We start from the raw sequence: 24,841 nt of genomic DNA, 5'->3' as shown, positions 1-24,841 counted from the left end.
ATGCTATTTTTCCAATTGTTTTAAAACATAATTTGGTAGAGCAAAAGCTCCTTTATGTATTTCTTCATTATAATATTTTGTATTTTCAAGCTTTTCTTTAAACTTAAAGCCTTTAAAATCATTAATAGGATCATATTTCTTTGAAGCAAATCCAAATAACCAATGACCTGATGCATAAGTTGGCATATTATATTGATATGCTTTGCATATAGGGAATATCTTACCGATCTTATTATATGCTCTTTTCATTTCTCTAGCATTATTAGGATAGTAAGGACTTTCGCATTGATTTACCATTATTCCTTCTTCTGTTAGAGCCTTATAGCAATCATTATAAAATGCTTCAGAGAATAATCCTTCTCCTGGTCCTATTGGATCTGTTGAATCTACTATTATTAAATCATAATAATTTTCTTTATCTTTGATGTATTTTATTCCATCTTCATAATATACAGTTACTCTTGGATCATTAAGTTTACAAGAAGTATAAGATAAGTAATCCTTTGAAGCTTGAACTACTACTGGATCAATTTCTACCATATGAATCTCTTCAATAGTAAGGAAGCCAGTTAATTCTCTTACAGTTCCTCCATCTCCTCCACCTATAACTAATGCTCTCTTTATATTAGGATTTACACCTAAAGCTACATGTGTAATCATTTCATGATAAATAAATTCATCTTTTTCAGTAACCATAGTCCAGCCATCTATAACTAATACACGACCAAACTCATAAGTATCTATTATATCTATTTTTTGAAAATCACTCTTTCCTGAAAATACATGACCTTTAACCTTCATAGAAAATTTAACATTTTCAGTTTGATTTTCTGTAAACCATAATTCCATATTATTCACTCCTACTCCATAAATTCAAAAGGCTTATGAGATGTTATATCCACATCTACTTTTGAATAATTTTTAATTTTTTCAACAATCCCTCTTGCGATTTCAGTTGATTCACTTCTCTCAGCTTCTAGAACCTTTTCAAGGTATGCAAAGGCATCCCATGGATTGATAGTATCTCCACAAGTATATAAATCAACAGACGCATAGCCATATTCCGGCCAAGTATGAATTGTAAGATGAGATTCTTGAATTATTACAGCTCCACTTACTCCCCAAGGATTAAATCTATGAAAACAACTTGTCACGATAGTAGCCTTTGATTTAATTGCAGCTTCTTTCATGTACTTTTCAATTATTTCATGATCTTTTAATGTTTCCTTATTACAGTTGTAATATTCAATTAAAATATGTCTTCCTAGTTGTTCTATATGCATTTAAATCCCTCCTAAATTATTCACCTATAATTTATTTACATAGAATTTTATTAGTAATTTATTTATTTTAAATAATTTTTATCTCTTTTATCTTCAATTTGTTTAGTAATACCTAACTTTCAGTTTAATTTATTAAATTTATAAACTTTTGTTTAGTAATATTAAACTACCAGTTTTATATATATTAACCATCTAATAATATACCACACTTTAAATACATATATGTAATCCGAAATTCAATCAAAAATGGGATATAAGTTAATTTAGAGCAACTTACATCCCACTTACTACGGTTTCCTTTGATTATCTCGATTTTTTATTGAAAATATATTAAATAATTGTATTTCTTATTTCTTGAATTTCTTTATGAATTTCATCAATAATGCTTTGTTCATTTTTGCCTAAAAAACCTAAAGACATTTCATATATTTCTATTTCTCTTTTATAGTTATTCTTTCTGCTTCTAAACTTTTCTTCATAGGGTCTATCTATATAATCTTTAACTAATAACCCATAGTATTCCTGGCTACCAAACTCTTTTGCTAACTTCAATTTTTCCAAATAATACAGATCATTTTTTTCTTTTTTAATAAGATAATCAATTAATAAGTTAAAATGTTCTCGTGACGTATCTGATGCCTTTATTTTACTAAAGTATTTCTCGTCATTATTCAATGAGAAAATAATTTCTTCATTTACGCCCAATTTTATTAACTTCTCTTTTAACTCATATACTTTCCAATAATTTTTGGTTTCTATTAATAAATCTATATATGTGTCATACACTTCTTTAATTGTAAATTCTATTTCTTTACTTAACAATATTAAGGAAATTAGTTGTTCTAAACATTCAATAGCTTTATTTAAATTATGTACCTCATAGTTATATTTATACTCAAACCACAGGTCTCTTTGCCATAGAAATACTTTGTTTTTAATTCCCTCCTTATAATGCTCTCTTTTAGAAATATTATAAGACTTGTTCAAAAAAATAAATGAATCAAGGAATTCTCTTTCCAGCTCTGCTATATATGCTAAGTTCAAATAAAAATCTTCTTTTTCTCCATATTTAGATAATGACCTATAACAAAATTCCTTTGCAGTATCCAACTCTTCTAATTTAATTGAGCAATCGATCATTGAAAAATAACATTGAAGCTCTTCGTCATTCTCTTCAATTTCATCTAAAGCCTTCATAAACATATCAAAAGCTTCTTTATATTTTTCTTCATTCTTTAATCTATTGCCCTCATTTATTAGAAGTTGAAACTTTCCCCTTGACATTATCTCACCACCTTTTTTTTAATAATAATCTCTATTTATAATAATTTATTTTAGCCACTTCTTTGCTGAACTTTCAAAAATTGAGTTTACGTATGCTTATTCTGAAATATGTAACTCCAACTATAGATTTATTCTGTCGTTTCTTGGTTGAACATTCCAAGCAGTATGATTCATAAATGGGGTTTGCGTATGCTTATTCTGAAATAAGCAACTTCAACTAACGATTTATTCTATCGTTTCTTGGTTGAACATTCCAAGAAATGATATTCACAAATCGAGTTTACGTAAGCTTATTTCTATTATACCAATAAATTGCAAAAAAGAAAAAGCTAGAGGTATAAGCGTTATACTTATACTTCTAGCTTTAAGTTTTAAAATTACTCTTTGTATTGAAGGGCATCTCTACCTTCTTCTCCAGTACTTATTCTAACAACATTCTCAACATTATATACAAATATCTTTCCATCGCCTATTTTTCCAGTATGAAGTACTTTTTTTGCTGCCTTAACTACTTCCTCAACTGGTACATCACATACAACAATTTCAACTTTTATTTTAGGCAATAGATTTATATCTACAGTAGTTCCTCTATAAAATTCTTTGTGCCCCTTTTGTGTTCCACAACCTAACACGTTTGATACAGTCATACCTGTTATCCCAATTTCATTTAATGCATCTTTAAGATCATCAAATTTACTTTGAGAAGTAATAATATCAACTTTTGATAATTTTTGACTCATAATAATACCCCCTTATTAGCTTAATCCGCCGTAAGCTTCCTCTCCATGATTTGAAACGTCAACTCCAGCTTGTTCGTCTTCATTAGAAACTCTTAATCCAATAGTCTTATCAATAACCTTTAAGATTATAAATGTCATTACTGCTGCAAATGCTATAGTTGCGACAATAGCTATTAATTGAGCGCCTAATAAATGTATATTACCATAAATCAATCCATCTGCACCAGCTGAATTTATACTTTTTGATGCAAATATACCTGTTGCTATACCTCCCCAGATACCTCCTATACCATGACATCCAAAAGCATCTAACGCATCATCATAGTTTAACTTTGATTTTAATATTGTTACTGCAAAGAAGCATATGAATCCACCGATAGCTCCAATTGCAATTGAAGACATTGGACTTACAAAACCAGCTCCTGGTGTAATTGCAACTAATCCAGCTACAAGTCCACTTGCTGCTCCAAGTGCAGTTATTTTTCCTCTGTGTATATATTCACCAATACTCCATGCAATTGCTGAAGCTGCAGCTGCTGTATTTGTTGTAATAAATGCATTAAATGCTACATCACTAACAGAAAGAGCACTACCCGCATTAAATCCATACCATCCGAATAATAGTAATCCTGCTCCTAAAACTGTAATTGTAAGGTTATGCGGTGTAACAGTTTCTTTCTTTCTCCTTTGTCCTAAAACCAATGCTGCAACTAAACCTGAAACTCCTGAACTTATATGAACTACGTCACCTCCAGCAAAGTCTAATGCACCTAGGTTTCTAATCCAACCTCCAACACCCCATACCCAGTGAGCTAGAGGATCATATACAAAAGTTGCCCATAATAACATGAATAGCATAAATGCCATTGTTTTCATTCTTTCAGCTATTGCACCTGAAATTAATGCAGGAGTTATAACTGCAAACATCATTTGAAACATCATAAATGCTTGGTGAGGAATTGTACCTGCGTAATCAGCATTTGGTTCAAATCCAACCCCGTTTAATCCTAAGAAATTAAATCCACCTAACACTCCATTAATATCCGATCCAAAGGCTAATGTATACCCTATAAGTATCCATTGAATTGAGATAATTGCTATTGCACCATAACTGTGTAAGGTTGTACTCAATACATTCTTTCTTCTAACCATACCTCCATAAAATAATGCTAAAGCTGGTGTCATTACTAATACTAGAACTGTTGAAACAAAAACAAACACCGTATCTGCACTGTTAATTGCGTTCATAATAAAACCTCCCCTTAAATAAATTCCAAAATAAATTTGTATTATTACTATGTTTAAAATTTTACTATTCAACTGATTATTTGTCAATAAAATTGTCATTTTGTTGACATATCTTTATTAATTTTAGGTTTTTTATGCCATTTTCTTATTTAAATGATGTACAATTAACTTAGTCTATTTTTATATTTTTTTGTTTATAGCTAACAATAAAGCATAAAAAAATATATTTTAACTTGTACACAAAAGACTAAAATTATAAATTTTAAAAGATCCGCCCTTGTAAATGTTTACTGGATTGTGCAAATATAAAAGCTACACTAAAATAAATCTATTTTAGTGTAGCTTTAGCACAAAACTTTTATACAGGGTTTTAGGTTCAACTAATAATTTATTCAAACAAGAATAAATTAAGTTTCCTATAAAAAACCCTATATTATACTATTCTGTTTTTATTCTCTCCAGCATAAAATGCTTTAATGTTATCTATTAAGTTACTAAACAATCTTTCTCTAGACTCTAAACTTGCCCATGCTATATGAGGAGTAACTACTAGCTTTTGTTTATTTTTTATTTTAAGTAATGGATTATCCTCATTAATCGGCTCTACTTTAAACACATCTAGAGCTGCTGCCTTTATTATATCCTCGTCTAGTGCTCTAGCTAAGTCCTCATCGACAACTATAGGTCCTCTTCCCATATTAATAAGTACAGCATTTTTTTTCATTTTAGAAATATTATCATAATTCATTAATCCTTGAGTTTTATCATTTAGAGGTGAGTGAATTGATAAAATATCAGAAGTTCTTAATAGTTCATCTAATTCTACTCTTTTGTAATCAGAATTATTATTTTGTCCTGAGGTAGAATAATACTGAACATTGGCACCGAAAGCTACTGCTATTTGTGCAACTTTTCTTCCTATTGCTCCTAATCCTACTATTCCCCAAGTCTTCCCTGATATATCATTATATTCTTTATCTAAATTAGTGAATATAGGGCTCTTTGAATATTCCCCACTTTTAACGTAGTTATCATAATATGCGATTTCGTCATAAATATGAAGTAATGTAGCAAAGGTATGTTGAGCTACTGTATTTGTAGAATATCCTGCCACGTTTGTAACAGCTATATTTCTCTCTTTTGCATACTCCACATCAATATTATTATACCCAGTTGCCATTTCACAAATAAGTTCTAATTTTGTATTTCCTGATAAATTACTTTCATTTAATACAACCTTATTAGTTAATATTACATTTGCATCTTTAACTCTTTCAGCTACTAATTCACTTGGAGTAATATCATAATACTTTACATCTCCAAATTCTTTTAAAAGCTCAAAATTCACATTTCCCATAGTTCTGCCATCTAAAATTACTATACTTCTCATATGTGCCTCCTATTTTAAAACATTACTAGCTATTATTATAGCACATAACCTTTAAGTCTTTTAAGAATGGTTTGTAAATCTTCTCCTTTTCTATGGCTGTAATCTTCAATCTGGTCCATAGATAACTTTGTTAAATCAAAGTATCTTGAACTTTTTGAAGCAAAATACAAACCACATACTGATGAAACAGGATTCATCATATAATGTTCTGTTAGCATAACTTTAATTTTTTCTGTTCCATCTAAGAGTTTAAATACTTTTTCCATTTCCTTTTGATCCTTAAGTGAAGGATAACCAAATGCAGGCCTAATTCCTCTATATTTACTTTGGAAGATTTCTTTCATGCTTAAGTCTTCATTTTCATCGTAAGCCCAAAATTTCTTTCTAATATCCTCATGTAGTTTTTCTGCAGAAGCTTCGGCTAATCTATCACATAATAGTTTAAGCATAATAGCACCATAGTCATCTCCTGAGTCCTTAAGTTCTTTTTCATACTCATACGCGCCATCCCCTGCAGTCACAATAAATGCACCTATATAATCTTTTATATTTGAGGTTTTTGGTGCAATAAAATCTGCCAAACTTAAATACTCGCCTTTATTACTTTGCCTTTGTTGACGTAGGAAATAAAATTTTTCTATTTCTTTATTATTCTCATCATATAAAGTAACTTCATCACCTTCTGAGTTACATGGGAATATGCCATACACTCCCTTTGGAACTATTCTTCCATTTTCCTCAAGAGTATCTAACATTGAATTAGCATCTGCTAATAACTTCTTCGCCTCTTCACCATATTTCTCATCCTCTAATATTTCTGGATAAGTTTTTTTCATTTCCCAAGCAATAAAGAAGAAAGTCCAATCAATATATCTTCTTAATTCCTGAATGCTATAGCTTATCTCTTGTTTACCTATAACCTTTGGAATTGCTATATCTTCTTTTCTCCATTCCAGCTTTAATGCTTTTTCCCTTGCTTCTTCTATAGAAACATTATTGATTTTAATATTATTATAATTATCTCTTACTTCCTGATACTCTTCTTTAATTTTAGTTATATAGCCTTCTTTATCTTTAATAAGCTCTTTTAAAATTTCAACTGTTTTAGAGGCATCTCCCCCATAAATAACACCTTTTGAATAATTAGGTTCTATTTTTAGTGCCGTATGAGTTTTTGATGTAGTAGCCCCTCCAATTATTAATGGTATATCAAAACCTTGTCTTTCTAATTCTGAAGCAACATGGGCCATTTCATCTAGTGATGGAGTAATAAGACCACTTAATCCTATAACATCTACTTCCTCTTCCTTAGCTCTTCTTAATATTTCTTCACAGCTAACCATTACTCCTAGGTCAATGACTTCAAAATTATTGCAAGCTAAAACTACTCCTACGATATTTTTACCAATATCATGTACATCACCTTTTACAGTAGCTAGTAGAACCTTACCTGCTTTAGCTCCTGATTTTGAATTTTCTTGTTTAATAAATGGTAGTAATATTTCAACAGCTTTCTTCATAACTCTAGCTGACTTTACCACTTGAGGAAGGAACATCTTTCCATCTCCAAAAAGCTCTCCTACAATCTTCATACCATCCATGAGTGGTCCTTCAATTATACTTAAAGCCTTATATTTAGCTTCTCTTGCTTCCTCTAAATCAACATCTAAATAATCACCAATTCCTTTAACTATAGAATTGCTTAATCTCTTTTCTAAAGATTCATTTCTCCAAAGTTCAACCTTTGTATCACTAGTTACTCCTGCACCTTTAAATCTTTCTGCAGCCTCTAAAAGTTCTTCACTTGCTTCTGGTTTTTTATTTAAAACAACATTTTCTACAAGTTCTAATAAATCTTTCGGAATATCATCATATATTTTAATCATTCCTGGATTTACTATTCCCATATCCATTCCATTCTTAATGGCATGATATAAGAAAACAGAATGCATAGCCTCTCTTATTGCATTATTTCCTCTAAATGAAAAGCTTAAGTTTGATACTCCACCTGATACTTTTGCATATGGAAGATTTTCTTTTATCCATTTAGTAGCCTTTATAAAATCAACTGCATATCCATTATGTTCTTCCATTCCAGTTGCAATTGCAAGAATGTTAGGATCAAATATTATATCTTCTGGTGGAAATTTAATCTTTTCAGTTAATAAATCATAGGCTCTCTTACAAATAGCTTTCTTTTTTTCGAAGGTATCTGCTTGCCCATTCTCATCAAATACCATTACTACAACCGCGGCACCAAAAGATTTAATTATTTTTGCTTTCTTTAAAAACTCCTCTTCTCCCTCTTTTAAAGAAATAGAGTTTACTATAGGTTTTCCTCCTATAGATTCTAATCCAGCTAAAATAACTTCCCATCTTGATGAATCAATCATAATTGGTTTGCTTGCAATCTCTGGTTCAGATGCTAAAAGCTTAAGAAAATTCTCCATTTCCTCTTTTGCCTCTAAAAGACCATCATCAAAATTTATATCTAAAACCTGAGCTCCATTTTCTACCTGTTCTCTAGCAATTGCTAATGCTTCTTCATATTGCTTTTCTCTAATAAGCCTTGCAAATTTAGCTGATCCAGCCACATTTAGTCTCTCACCTATATTTATGAAATTATTTTCTTCTCTGGCTTCTAATAATTCTAATCCAGCGTATTTACTATATATTTTAATCTCAGGAATCTTTCTTGCTCTATATTTACTTACTAGTTCACTAATTGCTTTAATATGTTCAGGGGTAGTACCACAACATCCACCAACTATATTTAAACAGCTATCTTCTAATAATTCTTTAAGATTTTCAGCTGTAACATCAGGAGTTTCGTCATATTCTCCTAATACATTTGGCAATCCTGCATTAGGATAAACTGATATAAATAACCCTTGGCTTTTAGCTAACTCTTTTACAAATGGAACTAACTCCTTAGCTCCAAAGGAACAGTTTAATCCAATAGAAATAACATACTCACTACTCATAGATGCACAAAAAGCTTCTAAGGTCTGTCCAGATAGTATTCTTCCACCTTTGTCATTGATTGTACCTGATATCATTATTGGAAGTGCTTTGTCTTTTTCCTCAAAAACTTCTTCAGCTGCAATAATAGCAGCTCTAGCATTTAACGAATCAAATATAGTTTCAATTAATAGTAAATCTACTCCTCCTTCTACAAGTCCCCTAATTTGTTCTTTGTAAGATTCCTTAACTTGTGCAAAATTAACACTTCTATAAGCAGGATTCTCTACCTCTGGAGACATTGATAATGTCTTATTGGTAGGACCAACAGAACCAGCCACATATCTATACCTATCTTTTGTAGTATATTGATCTGCAGATTCACGCGCTATTTTAGCACTATTAAGATTTATATCATAAACTAAATGAGTAAGTTCATAATCTTCTTGAGAAATTATAGTACTATTAAAGGTATTTGTTTCTATAATATCTGCCCCAGATTCTAGATAATTCTTATGTATTTCTTTTATTATATCTGGATTTGTTAAAGATAATATATCATTATTCCCCTTTTGATCCCTAGGGAAATCCCTCAATAATTCTCCCCTATAATCCTCTTCATTAAGCTTAAAAGATTGAATGCTAGTTCCCATTGCCCCATCAAGAACTAAAATTCTTTCTTCTAAATCCTTAACCAATCTTGAATTTTTAAATAAATGCCCCCTCATGCTTACCTCCGTTATTTCAAAATTATATTTCTTTATTTGTGATATTTTCATTTATTATACTATACAAAGACCATCAATTCTAGTAAATCCCATATATAAAATAGGATATACAAAAAAGTCGACTATTTATTTAATATAAATAATCGACTTTTTACAAATACATAAAATTTAAATATAATAATCCTATTCCCAAGAACTATAATTATCGATGTAAGTTAATGCTTCCAGCCTACATTCTGGGCAAGCAATGTCTTTTATCTCATTGTAATCAATTACTTTTCTAAGCTTGCTTCCACAATTACTACAAAATATCTCCTCTTCATAAGAAATTCCATGAGAAAATACTACTTTAAGTATACTTTTATCAATTATATTTTTACAATCAATACAATAAAACAATTGTCTTACAACAGTATATTTTTCTATTGGGTATACCTCATTCATCTTTTTTACTATTCTTCTGCATTTTTCATCAGCAGCTTTTAAAATTTCTTCTAGCTGAGGCTGATATGAACCTGTACCCAATAGGAACTCTTGAGAAAAGTGGCAATTATTACACCTTATGATAACCCCATTACCCATTACTCAACACACCTTATTTAATAATATAGTATATCTATATTACATAAGTAACACTTTATTCATATATAATTAAAATTTATCCTATATTATATAGTTTTTTCTCAAATTTTTTAAAGATGTATTTTATAAGTATAGCCATGCTGATACCAAGCAGTGCTCCTCCTAAAACATCACTTAAATAATGAACCATTAGATAAATTCTAGAAAATCCTATTACTATAGCTAAGGAAAATATTATAGCTCTATATTTTTTAAAATATGAACTTAAAATTGTTGCTGCTGCAAAAGAGCTAGCAGTATGTCCTGAAGGAAAGGAAAATCCACTTGGAGCCTTAATTAAAAGCTTTATTTCCTGCATGCTCATAAATGGTCTTTCTCTTCTAACCAAATTTTTTATTCCTATTTCTCCAACCAAATAAGTTAAGAGTAACGCAACTAATGTAACAACTCCAATTTTTCTATACTTTTTTTGTGTAAGCAAGATAATAGATATTATAATCCAAACTAGTCCTCCATTACCGAGAGTTGTGAATATCGGCATGATTGTGTCAAAAAACTTATTATCTAGATTATTTTTAATAAAATCTATTGTTCCTAAATCTATATAATTAATAAAATCCATACAAAATCCTCCATAGACAATATATAAATTCTAGAATATAAGAACTTTTATGTCAAATTAAAAAAGGCTTAAATTAGCCTTTTAAATTTTCTCATCTCATATTAAAATATTTTATCTTCAACTACTATTAATGATTTAGGATCAACCTTATTAAACCATGTATTTAATTTTCTTTTTGCCTTATCTTTAACTTCCTGGTCAATATGTCTTGATATTTTCATTATTGCAAATGCTAATGCTGCAAAGTCATCACTATAGCCTGCAAATGGTATAAAATCAGGTATAGCATCAAAGGGAAGTATAAAATAACCTAAGGCACTAATTACAATAGCTCTCTCTTTCATTGAGATTTCTGGTTTTTGTAATGTATAAAATAATATTAATACCGCGTAAACAACTTTAATTCCAGCGCTTTTTGAATAATCTTTAATCTTACCCAAAAGTTTACTTTCAGAAAAATATTTACTATAATCCTTTTTCATTAATTTTTCCCTCCTATAAATTTAATAACACCTATGAAATCACATCTAATATTTCTACTTTCCCATCAAAATTATATATAGCAGAAGCAACAATTAATCTTCCATCCTTTATTGCATCTGTGACTATACTACTTTTAAGTATTTCCCTAAGTGTATTACCAATATTCTCAATTATACTTTCTTGATATAAGTCCTTATAAACTCTTGTTTTTACTCTTTTAACTGACGGAGAAATTCTTTCAAGTATAGATTTTATTTCTCCTTGATATTTTCCTTCTCCCTTTTCATACTTAATTGCAAAATTGACTGCTGCACATCCCTGATGCCCTAATACCATAAGTACAGGTATATTAACCGCTGTTATTCCATATTCAATTGAGCCTAAAGCCTCACTGCTAATTATATTTCCAGCTAATCTTATTTCAAATATATCCCCCAGCCCTTGATTAAAAATTATTGTTGGAGTTATTCTTGAATCTGAACAAGATAAAATCGTTGCAAATGGATTTTGCCCCTCTTCTAAACTTTTTATCATTGCTTCTGATATATCAACTTCCTCATAATTTTTCTTATGATAAAACCTCTCATTTCCTTCTATAAGCTTATCTAAATAATACTTTCCCGTTCGAACATTATTCATATCTTTCATTTGTTTTAGCCCCTTTATTATAAATTTATTGATATTATATCATAAAAATAAGGCTTGTAAATATGATTATACAAGCCTTACTTATTTTATAAATTATTTAAACTCGTTTAAGAATTTTTCAACATCCTTAACTTGCCACTTTCTATCAATTATTGGTGGCTTATTTTTTATAACTGGATGCAAATCCTCAAATGTAGCCTTTCCTTCTTCCTTGTATAAAATACCTGTAGGTATTTTATCTCCAAATTCTAGTGCCTTTTCCATCGCCTTCACTCTATCTGTTACATCATAATCCTTAGGCAATCTATATACCCTATCTTTATACCACTTAAAGGTGTTTACTTTATTAAAGCTAACGCAGGGTTCTAATACGTCTACTAATGCGTAGCCCTTATGATTTATAGCTTCTTTTAAAACACTTACAAGAGTTTCCTTATCTCCAGAAAAAGCTCTTCCTATAAATGTAGCTCCTGCCGCCAATGCTACTGCAAGAGGATTTATTGGATTTTGAATTACTCCTTCAAATTGCATTGAAGTTATCTGTCCTAGAAATGTAGTTGGGGACCCTTGACCTTTTGTTAATCCATATATCTGATTATCTCCAACAATTTGAGTAATATTTAAGTTTCTTCTTATAGCATGTAAGAAATGATTTCCACCTTCGCCATAGGCATCTCCATCCCCTCCTACAATAATAACTTTCAAATCCTTATTTACTAGCTTTATTCCTTGCGCCGGTGGAAGGGCCCTTCCATGCAGTCCATTAAACCCATTTACTTTTAAATAATGTGGCATCTTTGCAGCTTGACCAATCCCTGAAACTACAACTACCTCATGTGGCTCTATATCAAGTTCTGCTAGAGTTTCTTTTATCCCTTCTAAAAGTCCGAAATTTCCGCAACCAGGACACCAAGCATTTTCATCCTTTGATTCAAATATTTTTATATCAAGCATATTATTTCACCTCACTTTTTAACCTTTCAACTAGTTCGTACCCGTTAATTTGTCTACCATCATACTTAAGGATACTTGAATCCATTAGAATTCCTGTTTCTTGAGTTATTAATTTTCCTAATTGACCTGTAAAGTTTTGTTCTACATTTATAAACTTAACCTTACCTTTATATTTTTCTAATGTTTTTTTAGGCAAAGGATAAATATCTCCGAAGCTTAATGCGCCAAATTTATCTTCCTCTTTATTTAATAATTCAACTGCTTCTTTTAATGCTCCAAAAGTTGAACCCCATCCTATTAGTATCACTTGTGGATTTTCACTTCCCATATATTTAGGTTCCTCAATATCATTTTCAATTAACTTTTGCTTTTTCATTCTCTTTTCCATCTGTTCAATTCTTACTTTTTCCGATTCTGTGATATGAGAATCTTCATTGTGCTCATCTGAATCTACTAAAACTGTCTGCCCTTTTATTTTTCCAGGAACAATTCTTGGAGAGATTCCATCATCTGTTAGTAAGTATCTCTTATATTCTTCTCCCTCTTGGAACTCTTCCTCGCGCCATTTACCTCTATCTATTGTAAGCATATCTAAATTGAAATATGGAACTGTAACCTTTGCATCTGCTAAATATTGATCTGTTAATAAGACAACTAGTGTCTGGTATTTCTCTGCTATATTTAAGGCTTTAAAAGTCTGATAAAAAGCATCTTCAGCATTTCTTACAGACAATACTGCTCTAGGGAATTCTCCCTGTGATGCAGTTAATAAAAAACTTAAATCACTTTGTTCTGTTCTTGTTGGAAGACCTGTAGCTGGTCCAGGTCTTTGAGAGTCTAGTACTACTATAGGTGTTTCAGTAATACCTGCAAGTCCAAAGGCTTCAACCATCAAGGCTACTCCTCCACCAGATGAGCCTGTCATTGCTCTCGCACCAGCATAAGATGCACCTATTGCCATATTTAATGCAGCAATCTCATCCTCTACCTGCTCAACTACAATTCCTGCTTGAAGTTGTTTTTTTGATAAATATGTCATTACTGAAGTGGCTGGTGTCATTGGATATCCACAATAGAAATTTAATCCGCCTGCTAAAGCTCCTAATGCAATGGAAGTATTTCCATCTAAAATCAAGTTTTTTTGATCCACTAATGGTTTAAGTTCATATTTTTTATTTACCAATTCATATCCCTTAGTTAAAGCTTTTAGATTGATCTCTCTTATCTCAGCAGCAAACTTTTTAGGAAAAACTTCTTCTATTTTGTCCAGTGATATTCCAAAAAACTTAAGAATAGCTCCTAGTCCTACCATTCCTAAAGCTTTTGATAACTTAAGTTCTAAAGAAATTTTCTTAAGTGGTAGTGTTTTAACCCTATCATCTTCTGAATGTATTCCTTCATCTACGATTGCTATTCCCTCCGAAGATAATCTTTTAAGATGTATATCCACTGTATTTTGATCTAATGCAAAAATAAAATCTAGATTTGGAGAATGACTGTATATAGGCTCATCCCCAAACCTTACTTGAATAAAATTGTGTCCTCCTCTTACTCTAGACATATAATCTTTATTTGAAAAAACATTATATCCTTTTAACTTTAGTATTTTTTCTAAAAAATCACTTATGGTGTCCATCCCTTGTCCTGCGGCTCCACCAATTAATATATTATACTTCACGTTTCATGCCTCCTTGTATTTTTGTATATATTTAAAATCATTAATCTCTTTTATACCTTCATTATAGTTGATATATATTATTAATCAATAATAATTATCACCCATTTCCAATGATTAGCATGCCCCTGGTGGGTATATTGCAATTTATCTTTAATTGGCATTTGTTTTCATTTATATGCTTGAATTATTAAAATGTGTAAAATATTATAAATTCCTAAAGGGTAAAACAAAAATGGCCTAATGAATATCATTCTTTAAGAATGTATTTTTCATTAGGCCATTTTTTTAATTTTCCTCTTCTATATTTGTAGGTAATGTTATTATAAATTCACTACCCTTTCCTACCTCACTATTAACTCTAATGTCCCCTCCATGTAAAGTGACTAAATGTTTTACTAGTGTCAATCCTAAGCCGCTTCCACCATGTTCTTCTGTAATGGTGTTATATGCCTGTGCAAATCTATTAAATATTATATTGATATATTCTTTCTGTATTCCAACTCCTGTATCCTTAACTGAAATTTCAATCTTATCACCTAAGTCTAATATTCTAATATAAATAGAACCATTTTCCGGAGTAAATTTTACTGCATTTCCTATTAAATTTATTATACATTTTTCAATTTCATTAGCATCACATAGAATTAGCTTTTCTTCAACTTCCGGATCTATTATAAGTTCTAACCCATTACTTTCTATAAAATCTTTCATGGAAAGTGCAACTTCTTCTACTAAATATACAATATCTACTTTCTCCAAGTTAAGTCTGTAATTACCTGATTCTATTCTAGATGTATCTATAATGTTATTAATATTTTTTAATAATCTATTAGAATTCTTATCTAAAACCTCTACGTATTGTTCGATTTTTTCTTTCTTTAACTTATTTTCCTGGTTTAGTGTTCTTATAAGCTGAATAGAAGATAATATAACGTTAAGTGGTGTCCTTAATTCATGGGATAAATTTATAAAATAGTTATTCTTATATCTTTCATTTTCTATAAGTTTATTATATAGAACTTTATTTTCTTCAAGTTCTTTGTTTAATTGTACCGTCCTTTGATTTACCATGTTTTCAAGTATATAAACATAATTCCAAATTAGATAAATCACTAAAGCTAGTAACATGGCATATAAAAAATATGCACCTGGTGTTTTCCATGGCGGATTATTAACATTTATCTCCACCTGTGTTGGTGCACTCCATATCCCTGATGAATTCCTTGCCTTAACTTTAAAAACATATTTTCCAGGATCTACATTTGTGTACATTGCATAGTTTCTGTTATCGGATTCTACCCAATCTTTATCTACACCTTCGAGCATATATTCATATTTTATTTTTTTGGTGTTTCTATAATCAGGAAGAAAGTAGCTAATAGTAAAATAATTTTCATTATATTTTAAATTTATATTCTGAGTAAAATCAATAGCTTTATCATATATCTTAAAGGAGCTAACTCTAACATTTGTTAAATAATAATTTTTAACTACATTTTCTGGATAAAAATTATTAAATCCATTAATTCCGCCGAAAAACATCTCGCCAGACTTACTTTTATAAAATGAGTATGCATTAAATTCAGTGCTTTGAAGTCCATCTGAAACGTCATAGTTTATTACTCTATTATTACTTCTATCAATTTTTGATATTCCACCATTTGTACTTACCCATGGATTATCCTCTTTATCAATTAATACCCCATAGCAATAATCATTAGCTAAACCTTCATCTTCAGTATATCTAGTGAATTCCTCCTTGCTTACATTAAATGAATTCAAGCCATGATTTGTGGCAATCCAAATGGTTCCCTTACTATCTCCATTTATTGATTTTATACTATTTATACTTAAGGACTTAGGATTATTTGCTTCATTTTTATATATCCTAAGCTTGTCCGTCCTTCTATTATATTTAATTAATCCTCCATCAAGTCCGCAACCAAACCACATATTACCGTTTATATCTTCATAAATGGAAGTAATCAATTTATCAGTTATATTGCTGATGGTTAATAAATCTGTATATGTAAAGGCTTCCGTTTTGGGATTAAAAGCTGCTAACCCGTTTCTAGTGCCAATCCATAATAATCCTTCACTATCTATGTATAAAAATCTGCTCTCATTGCTCACTAATCCATTTGTTAATTTACTCAGGTCATATCTTTTAAACTTTCCAGTCTCTTTATCAAATCTATTTAGCCCATTTGAAGTTGCTACATAAACATATTTATCTCCGTATCCTGTTATCCCCCATACACTATCGCTGCTTAAGCTATTCTCATCGGTAGGAGAATACAAATAATGATTTACTTTTCCAGTTTTTCGATCCATTGAGTTTAGTCCGCCTTCACTGGTTCCAACCCACAGAATACCTTCATTATCTTCATAAAAACCTTCAATTTCATTATCATTAAGACTATTATCATCAATTGGATTCTTTTTGAAATGGTTAAAGCTATTTATAGGGTTAAAATAACTTACCCCATTATATGTACCTATCCACATTATGCCGGATTCATCTTGATATATTGAGAGAACAACATCATTTACCAAGCTTTGACTATCATAAAATTTATTATTATATACTGCAAAATTATCAGAATCTTTTTTATATAATGCTAGTCCCTTGTCTGTACCTACCCAAATATTATTGTCCTTATCTTTATATAGACATTCAACCGAATCGGATGGCAGAGACATCTTGTCACTCTCATTATTTAAATATGTTTTAAATACATTATTATTAATGTCATACACACTCAATCCACCGCCATTAGTTGCAATCCATATTTTATTGTCATAGCATAAAAGACGTTTAATATAATCATTTTTTAATTGAGTATTATCATTTTCATCGGTGAATCTCTTGAATTTTTTCGTTTTAACATCATAAAAATTAAGACCATCTTTGGTTCCAATCCACGCATTTCCATTCTCATCAAAAGTTAATGCTGTTACAAAGCTATTACTTAATCCTGTTTCAACATCTTTACTATAGTAGTATTTCTTAAATGTTTCATTCTTTTTGTCAAAGATATCTAATCCATTTTCAGTACCAATCCAGATATCTCCGTTTTTATCCTCTGTTACTGCCCAAATATTATAGTGCGAGAGTCCCTCGTTACTATTTTTATTCATACCGTACTTTTTAATTAGTTTTCCATCTTTATTTAACTTATTTAGACCATTACTTGTTCCTACCCAAAAATTATTATCCTCATCTTCGATCATATCTGAAATATAACTAGAACTTATACTATCACTTTGTTTATCACTATATTTTAATATTTTGAATTCTTGTCCATCCGTCCTATTTAATCCATCTGATGTACCAAACCACATGTATCCACTTTTATCTTGAAGTATTGTTTGGACAGATGCTTGTGATAATCCATCATCTATTGTTATTTTACTAAAATTAATCTTTGGATTATTATAAGCAAAGGTTGTGACTGATAAATTTAAACCCAAGCTACAGACCACTAGAAACAATATACATCTTCTTGCTATATATCTCATTTTTCCTCCGAATTTATTTAATATATCTCATCTTCCGCTAAACTTTAAAATCTTACAAATATCTATCATTATACCAAAATTATTAATTAGTGTGTGAATAATATATTTAATTTTACATTTTTGTATTAAATGCAATATACTAGTAATTTATGCTAGGATCAATTTAAAGCAAATAAAAATAAGCTTATCTTAATGACAAGCTTATTTTCCCTTAACATCTTATATAATTCTTCCATCTGTTCCTATAGTTATTGTCTCCCAAGGAACTACTTTTTCACTCTTTAGCATCGCTCTCTTAACTGCTTCTACTAAACCTCCACAACAAGGAACTTCCATTCTAACAACTTTTATACTTTTGATTCTATTGTTTTCTAAAATAGCTGAAAGTTTTTCTGAGTAGTCAACTGAGTCTAGTTTAGGGCATCCAATAAGTGTAATTTTACCTTCCATTATATTATGCATATCTCTATAAGCAAAAGCAGTACAATCTGCAGCTATTAAAAGCTCTGCATCTCTAAAAAATGGTGCATTAGGTGATACTAATTTTATTTGGCATGGCCACTGTGCTAGTGCAGTTTCTATTTCTTCATTATCTTGTACTTCAACTTTTTTTGAATTACCCTTTTTATTCATCTCCACTTTTGTTGATGGACATCCAAAAGGAGTAAAATCAAAGATATCTGTGCTTTTAGTTAAATTTTTCTTTCTAATTCTTTCCTGTACTGCATCATCATCATATTCCTCTGCATCTCGTTCAATTATATTTATTGCATCCATTGGACATCCTGGAAGGCAATCTCCAAAGCCATCACAATAAATATCGCTTACCAATGTGGCTTTGCCATCTATAAGCTCCAATGCCCCTTCATGACAAGCAGTAATGCATATCCCACATCCATTACATTTATCTTTATCTATACTAACAATTTTTCTTTTCATTTTGATTCCTCCACCCATAATTTATAAGTAAATTATAATGTATGAAGATGAATCAATTCAGTAACTAATGTTACAATTATCACGGTTTTTTATTATTATTAATGATATAATTAATAATTTATATCCATAAAAAGGTTCATTTAACATCAAACATTAAGTCTATCTCTATTCTATATCTCCATTAATAATTGCATTAATATTTTGTGTTAAATACCCCCAGGCTTCTAAGAAATCATTCAACTCCTGAACACCCTTATCCGTAAGTTTGTAGTATTTTCTAGCTGGCCCAAAGGCAGATGCTTTCATGGTACTTGTTATTAATCCATTTTTCTGAAGTCTTGTATATAACGGATATAAAGTTCCTTCTGAAATATCTGAGAATCCATTTTCTTTAAGTAATCTAGCTATTTCATAACCATATATCTCTTCTTTTAGATCAATGATTTTTAAAACGCAGCCTTCTAAACTTCCTTTTAATAATTGTGATTTATTATTCATTATTCGTCACCTTAATCTAGCCTTTTTTCAAGTATTTTAAGAAGCAAGTAAAAAATACCTATTCCAATAATATATATAATGAAATTCAAATTAAATAGCATCTGATTAAATAATAACTTGGTCACTACGAATATTCCTATGGTACAGAAAGCTACAATGAACATTATAAATGTCCATTTTCTATCTTCCTTCTTTGATCCATGATTAAGAATCCATGATGCTTTTGGTAGTGTTTTAATAGCTAATTTAATGATTAAAAAAGCAATAATTGTATCAATAATCATTGATAATGTTATTGGCACATCAAAAGAAATGGTTCTATCTTTTACCCATAGTGGAATTAAGTAACCAAATAGCATTTCCCAAACCCCTGTAAAAATAGCCATAACTAAAGGTATGATTGTTGATGCTAAAACTATCTTTTTCAATAAACTATAATTACCTCTTACTTCTCTTATATATTCATTACAAAATTCATCAATATTATCCGTTCCAAGTACTGTTTTTATATCTTTTCCCTCTTTTTCTGCTTGAATAAAAAGTGAAAGGCAATGATGATTAAACTCTTCTGCATCCTGTTCCTGTAATTTAGAGAAGCGGATTTTTAACATTATTTCATCGAACAAAGCTTGATTTTCTTCATTAAGTTTTGGACCATATTCATTCATTTCTTTAATTAGGTCATTAGTTTTCATAAAATTTCTCCTCTCACCACTTTAATGTTTTGCAAGGTATTATGCAATGCATAATAGTTATTAACTATATGGTATTATATAGTAGTTGCATTGTCAATTATTTTTTCAAATAATTCCAAAACAAAAAGAGTAAAAATCTTTTAGATCTCTACTCTTAAATATTATATTCTATTTCTTTATTAAAATCTTATCTATTATCCCATACTCTAGTGCTTCCTCTGGAGACATAAAATGATCTCTTTCCATATCTTTTTCTATCTTCTCAATAGGATTACTTGTATTTTCACTATATATTCTATTGATTTTCCTCTTAGTATTTAGTAGCCAATCGGCATGAATCTTTATATCTGTCGCCTGTCCCTGAAAACCTCCTTGAACTGATGGCTGATGTATAAGAATCTCACTATTAGGCAGTGCAAATCTTTTTCCTTTTGCCCCTGCAGTAAGTAAAAAAGATCCCATGCTAGCTGCCATTCCTAAACATATTGTGGATACATCTGGCTTAATATATTGCATAGTGTCATAAATAGCCATCCCTGCAGTAATTGATCCTCCTGGACTATTAATATAAAAATGTATATCCTTATCTGGATCATCTGACTCTAGAAACAATAACTGGGCTACTATTATATTAGCTGAGGCATCTGTTACTTGGTCATTTAACATAATTATCCTGTCTTTTAATAACCTTGAATATATATCATAAGTTCGCTCTCCTCTATTTGTTTGTTCGATTACAACTGGTACATAACTCACATAAATCCCTCCTTAAAATATCTATCAAGCTACCATAGAAAGCTTGCTTATAGACTTATTTCTTGAACTAATTAAAGTAATCTGACTTCTATTTTCTCTAAACTCTCTTGGAGGTACCCCATATACCTTTTTAAATGCTTTAGTAAATGTTTCTTGCGAACCAAACTGATATTTTAATGCAATATCAACGATTTTATTATCTGTACTAATAAGCTCATTAGCGGCTTCTTCAAGCCTTCTTTTTCTTACATATTCAGCTACTGGTTCACCAACAATGGCATGAAAAATTCTATGGTAATGGTACTTTGATAGGAAAGCCTTATCAGCTAGTTCCTTTAGTTCTATTTTTCCCTTTAGATTATTCTCAATATATTCAATAGACTCCTTAATACATAAATCATGATCCATGTTAAATCACCTACCTAAGTTACTCTTTTACTCTATTATATTTTAATTATTTTTATAAATCCTGTCTTTTTTTGCTCAATTATATAAACATATGGGAAAATATGTTAAGATATTTATAATAATCTATAAGGGGGCTTACTATGAGGAAATTTAAGTATATTTTGATATATTTGTTAGTGTTTTCATTTGTTGTAGTACTCTTACTAAGTAGAAGTCATTTCATATTACGTTCAAATGTTACTACGTACATTAACAAAATATATAAACAAGAAATGAGCATTAAGAGTGATAGTGAATTTTCATATAAAGACAATAATTATAGAATTATATTTAGTACACCTGTAAATAAGAAAGATGAACTTTATGTACAATGCTTTCAAGAAAAGTTTAACGGCTTAGTTTATATACCTACTTACGGATCTGCACAAGGGAAAAGTAAGTCCTTATGTAATATGATTAATCATTTTTTAAATAATGCTAATGGAGATTCTTTTTATGTTGTATATGGTTATAATAAAAATTTTAAAGCCTCTACCTTTAGCGTTGAAAAATCAACTGATGGTACCTTAATAACTGAAGATATATCTAAAAAAGAATATTTTCTTAATACGTATACTGATATTACTTATGGGAAAATAACATTTAAAGATGCAAACAACAATGATATCTCTCCTTTTTTTTATGGGCAGTAATATTTCTAAAGGCTGTAGCAAAAATCCGCTACAGCCTTTTATACTAATTATTAATTAAAATCCTCTTCTATATTGATAAGGAATTAAATCTTCCCTTCCTACTTCTTTTGCCCATCTTAACACTAGGTAAGGCTCTCTAAGTAATGGTCTTGCTAAAAATACAAACTCACTTCTTTCATTGCCTAGAATTTCTTCTACCATATTTCTATCTAGAATTAATCCTCCTGCAATAACTGGTAATCCAGTTTCCTTCTTAACTACTTCTGCAAATTTCACTTGATATCCAGGATAAAGATTTATTGCGGCTGGAACAACTGCACCTGCACTTACATTAATTAAATCTATTCCATAATTTTTAACTAGATTTATTATTTTCGATATGTCCTCAGGTGTATTTCCACCTTCAGTAAAATCTGAAGCCGAAACTCTTAGTACTACTGGCATATTCTCTGGAATTACTTCCTTTATTGCTTTAAGTACTTCATCTAAAAACCTTGCTCTTTTCTCTAAGGTTCCACCATATTCATCTTCTCTTTTATTTGATAAAGGTGATAGGAACTCATTAATTAAATATCCGTGAGCACCATGTATTTCAATAAAGTCAAAGCCAGCTTCTACGGCTCTTCTAGCTCCATTTTTAAAAGCTTCTACTACTTCTTTAATTTCATTAATCGATAATTCCTTAGGGGTTTTACTTTTATCGTCAAAAGGAATTGCTGATGGAGCAACGATCTCTCCTGTAAATTCTGATTTTCTACCTGCATGAGCTATTTGAATACCAATTGGAGTTCCATATTTTTTAACAGAATCAACTAGTTTCTTTAAACCCTCTACATGTTCATCCTTCCATATACCTAAATCTCTTTGAGATATTACCCCTCTCTCCTCTACTGCTGTGGCTTCAATAATGATTCCACCTACACCCCCTATTGCTCTTGTTACATAGTGATGTATGTGAAAATCCTTTACTTCTCCAGTTATGTCACTAGAATACATGCACATCGGTGCCATTATAACCCTATTTTTAAATTCTAAATCTTTAATTTTTAATGTATCGAATATCTTAGCCATATTCTAACCTCCTATACTTATATTTATTTATAATTATTATAGTTCTATAAAAATAAAAGTAAAGGTGAATTTTTACAATAAACTTTTACAATAAATTCTTATAAATATTACTAGGCTTTATGTTAAACTATACTTAACATATAATTCAAAAATCATATATGGAGGTTTATATGGGTACATTAATTTACTCTGATTTTACAATAGAAGAAAATATGGAATGGGATAAAGATATTCCTAATCTCATATGCTACTTAATGGACAAGAATGACGACTTTGGTATTAATAGTGAATTTGTTAGTAACATCCACAACGACATAGTTGTAAAGAATAAAGATAATCTTTTTATGAGAATTCCTTTTTATCATGACAATAAAAATATACATATTCATGCAGTAATTGAAGATGATATACTAATAGTTAATTATAATGACGTTGACTTCATAGAATATTTAAAAGAAAAATGGTCTTTATATCAGAATATAAGCTGGAGGATTATTTTACTTCAATTGTTTCAATATTTCTCCATTACATATACAGAAAAGTTAATAAAGATTGAAGGTCTATTAGATGATCTTTTTGAGAATGCTGTTTATAAAGATGCCATTAATCTTAAAGAACTTCTTTCAATAAAAAAAGAAATTTCTATTATGAAAAGAAATACAACTTTCTATAGATCTATGCTTAGTTATCTTGAAGAAGAATTTAATGATTTAGCTTTATTTGATAAAATATCCTTTATATTAGATAATACCTTTATATTAGTGGAAAATGTAGAAACATCTATTTTCTCATGTATAGATATATATAACTCAGTTTCTTCTAATAAGATGAATAAAACTATGCAGTTATTAACCATAATCACAGTTATATCTTTACCTGCAACAATAGTTACAGGAATATTTGGGATGAATTTTGAAAATATGCCCTTAATAAATCGTCCTTTCGGATTTATTTTATCTATGCTTGTCTTAATGGTTATTATACTATTTGAGGTATACTTTTTTAAAAAGAGAAAATACCTATAATTAATAAAGCAGTTAGACACTTAAGGAAACTTAAGTACTAACTGCTTTATTATCTATAAATCCATTTCAAGCCTGATCATATCCTTGCATCTAATTCCATTTTCCATTATTTCTTCTTTATAGTGTTTTATAAAAAAATCCTTATCTACTCCATATACACTAAAGCCACATTTTTGATATAAGGCTAATTGTGACACACTCGAATTACCTGTCCCTACTTGAAGAACTTTTATATTCTCATCCTTTGCTCTTTTAATAGCATCAAATATAAGCTTTTTTCCTATTCCTTTTCCTTGATATTTTTCATGAACTGCTATATTTACTAATTCCATAGTAAGAGGTCTAGTTTTAATCAAAACATATACCCCTACAATCTCACCCATGTAATTGGCTACAAAAATCTCTCCTCTATTTACATAATCATTAATTATATCTATAGATGGGTCTGCAAGTAATAATAAATCATAAGGAACTTCTTCATTTTGCATTAGTCTTCTTATCTCAATACCATTCATTTTTAAACCTCAATCTTCTTACTTTATATAATCTCTTAATATATTTATTTTATCATATAATAAGCCCTACATATATTAAATACATGCAAGGCTTAAGGGTGGATTATTATGAATCTAAA

Annotated in this window: 23 protein-coding genes; 2 read left to right on the top strand and 21 right to left on the bottom strand. The window is 29.9% G+C overall.

Features of this window, described 5'->3' with window-relative positions; all coding sequences use genetic code 11:
• Positions 1-3: 3 nt before the first annotated feature.
• The 19 genes from speE to PTZ02_RS02405 form a co-directional block, all read right to left on the bottom strand.
• On the bottom strand, positions 4-849 hold the full coding sequence (gene speE, locus PTZ02_RS02495) for a polyamine aminopropyltransferase (protein WP_274226242.1): 846 nt from the start codon (positions 847-849) through the stop codon (positions 4-6).
• A gap of 11 nt (positions 850-860) precedes the next feature.
• Positions 861-1,277, bottom strand: a complete 417-nt coding sequence (gene speD, locus PTZ02_RS02490) for an adenosylmethionine decarboxylase (RefSeq protein WP_337992989.1) — start codon at positions 1,275-1,277, stop codon at positions 861-863.
• 336 nt (positions 1,278-1,613) lie between these two features.
• Positions 1,614-2,567 carry a hypothetical protein gene (locus PTZ02_RS02485; protein WP_274226240.1) on the bottom strand — a complete coding sequence of 318 codons (954 nt, stop codon included), beginning with the start codon at positions 2,565-2,567 and terminating at the stop codon, positions 1,614-1,616.
• 377 nt (positions 2,568-2,944) lie between these two features.
• Positions 2,945-3,307 (bottom strand): P-II family nitrogen regulator, encoded by a 363-nt coding sequence (locus PTZ02_RS02480; protein ID WP_274226239.1) that lies wholly within the window; start codon positions 3,305-3,307, stop codon positions 2,945-2,947.
• A gap of 15 nt (positions 3,308-3,322) precedes the next feature.
• The gene (locus PTZ02_RS02475) at positions 3,323-4,555 is read right to left on the bottom strand and encodes an ammonium transporter (RefSeq protein ID WP_274226238.1); all 1,233 of its coding nucleotides are present in this window, start codon (positions 4,553-4,555) and stop codon (positions 3,323-3,325) included.
• Between the two features lie 433 nt (positions 4,556-4,988).
• Positions 4,989-5,945: a D-2-hydroxyacid dehydrogenase gene (locus tag PTZ02_RS02470; RefSeq protein ID WP_274226237.1), complete on the bottom strand. Its 957-nt coding sequence runs from the start codon at positions 5,943-5,945 to the stop codon at positions 4,989-4,991.
• A 35-nt stretch (positions 5,946-5,980) separates the two neighbouring features.
• Positions 5,981-9,634, bottom strand: coding sequence for a methionine synthase (gene metH, locus PTZ02_RS02465; protein WP_274226236.1), 3,654 nt, complete (start codon positions 9,632-9,634; stop codon positions 5,981-5,983).
• A gap of 183 nt (positions 9,635-9,817) precedes the next feature.
• Complete coding sequence (locus tag PTZ02_RS02460; RefSeq protein WP_274226235.1) at positions 9,818-10,216, bottom strand: hypothetical protein; 399 nt, start codon at positions 10,214-10,216, stop codon at positions 9,818-9,820.
• A 76-nt stretch (positions 10,217-10,292) separates the two neighbouring features.
• Positions 10,293-10,838 carry a phosphatase PAP2 family protein gene (locus PTZ02_RS02455; RefSeq protein ID WP_274226234.1) on the bottom strand — a complete coding sequence of 182 codons (546 nt, stop codon included), beginning with the start codon at positions 10,836-10,838 and terminating at the stop codon, positions 10,293-10,295.
• A gap of 101 nt (positions 10,839-10,939) precedes the next feature.
• A complete protein-coding gene (locus PTZ02_RS02450) occupies positions 10,940-11,320 on the bottom strand; it encodes a YkvA family protein (RefSeq protein WP_274226233.1) in 381 nt (126 codons plus the stop codon).
• A 31-nt stretch (positions 11,321-11,351) separates the two neighbouring features.
• Positions 11,352-11,969, bottom strand: a complete 618-nt coding sequence (locus PTZ02_RS02445; RefSeq protein WP_274226232.1) for a carbonic anhydrase — start codon at positions 11,967-11,969, stop codon at positions 11,352-11,354.
• Positions 11,970-12,062: 93 nt separating this feature from the next.
• Positions 12,063-12,923: a 2-oxoacid:ferredoxin oxidoreductase subunit beta gene (locus tag PTZ02_RS02440; RefSeq protein WP_274226231.1), complete on the bottom strand. Its 861-nt coding sequence runs from the start codon at positions 12,921-12,923 to the stop codon at positions 12,063-12,065.
• Between the two features lies 1 nt (position 12,924).
• Complete coding sequence (locus PTZ02_RS02435) at positions 12,925-14,601, bottom strand: 2-oxoacid:acceptor oxidoreductase subunit alpha (protein WP_274226230.1); 1,677 nt, start codon at positions 14,599-14,601, stop codon at positions 12,925-12,927.
• Between the two features lie 285 nt (positions 14,602-14,886).
• Entirely contained in the window at positions 14,887-18,123 is a 3,237-nt protein-coding gene (locus PTZ02_RS02430) for a ligand-binding sensor domain-containing protein (protein WP_274226229.1), read from the bottom strand.
• A gap of 219 nt (positions 18,124-18,342) precedes the next feature.
• Positions 18,343-19,062, bottom strand: a complete 720-nt coding sequence (locus PTZ02_RS02425) for an ATP-binding protein (protein WP_274226228.1) — start codon at positions 19,060-19,062, stop codon at positions 18,343-18,345.
• Between the two features lie 165 nt (positions 19,063-19,227).
• On the bottom strand, positions 19,228-19,560 hold the full coding sequence (locus tag PTZ02_RS02420; RefSeq protein ID WP_202767593.1) for a PadR family transcriptional regulator: 333 nt from the start codon (positions 19,558-19,560) through the stop codon (positions 19,228-19,230).
• A gap of 11 nt (positions 19,561-19,571) precedes the next feature.
• Positions 19,572-20,255, bottom strand: a complete 684-nt coding sequence (locus PTZ02_RS02415) for a hypothetical protein (protein ID WP_274226227.1) — start codon at positions 20,253-20,255, stop codon at positions 19,572-19,574.
• A gap of 168 nt (positions 20,256-20,423) precedes the next feature.
• Positions 20,424-21,011, bottom strand: a complete 588-nt coding sequence (clpP, locus tag PTZ02_RS02410; RefSeq protein WP_274226226.1) for an ATP-dependent Clp endopeptidase proteolytic subunit ClpP — start codon at positions 21,009-21,011, stop codon at positions 20,424-20,426.
• Between the two features lie 24 nt (positions 21,012-21,035).
• On the bottom strand, positions 21,036-21,419 hold the full coding sequence (locus PTZ02_RS02405) for a helix-turn-helix transcriptional regulator (RefSeq protein ID WP_274226225.1): 384 nt from the start codon (positions 21,417-21,419) through the stop codon (positions 21,036-21,038).
• Between the two features lie 140 nt (positions 21,420-21,559).
• Here PTZ02_RS02405 and PTZ02_RS02400 point away from each other — a divergent pair, with 140 nt between their 5' ends.
• Positions 21,560-22,111, top strand: a complete 552-nt coding sequence (locus PTZ02_RS02400) for a hypothetical protein (RefSeq protein WP_274226224.1) — start codon at positions 21,560-21,562, stop codon at positions 22,109-22,111.
• A gap of 54 nt (positions 22,112-22,165) precedes the next feature.
• On the opposite strand, the gene namA is transcribed toward PTZ02_RS02400, so the two are convergent.
• A complete protein-coding gene (gene namA, locus PTZ02_RS02395) occupies positions 22,166-23,182 on the bottom strand; it encodes an NADPH dehydrogenase NamA (protein WP_274226223.1) in 1,017 nt (338 codons plus the stop codon).
• 170 nt (positions 23,183-23,352) lie between these two features.
• Between namA and PTZ02_RS02390 the strand changes: the two genes are divergently transcribed.
• A complete protein-coding gene (locus PTZ02_RS02390) occupies positions 23,353-24,207 on the top strand; it encodes a magnesium transporter CorA family protein (RefSeq protein ID WP_274226222.1) in 855 nt (284 codons plus the stop codon).
• 53 nt (positions 24,208-24,260) lie between these two features.
• Here the strand turns inward: PTZ02_RS02390 and PTZ02_RS02385 are convergent, their stop codons facing one another.
• Complete coding sequence (locus PTZ02_RS02385; protein WP_274226221.1) at positions 24,261-24,722, bottom strand: GNAT family N-acetyltransferase; 462 nt, start codon at positions 24,720-24,722, stop codon at positions 24,261-24,263.
• Positions 24,723-24,841 lie beyond the last annotated feature (119 nt).

This window comes from Clostridium sp. 'White wine YQ' (assembly GCF_028728205.1).
Lineage (GTDB): Bacteria > Bacillota > Clostridia > Clostridiales > Clostridiaceae > Clostridium_T.
This window is presented reverse-complemented; position numbering and strand designations above follow the sequence as displayed.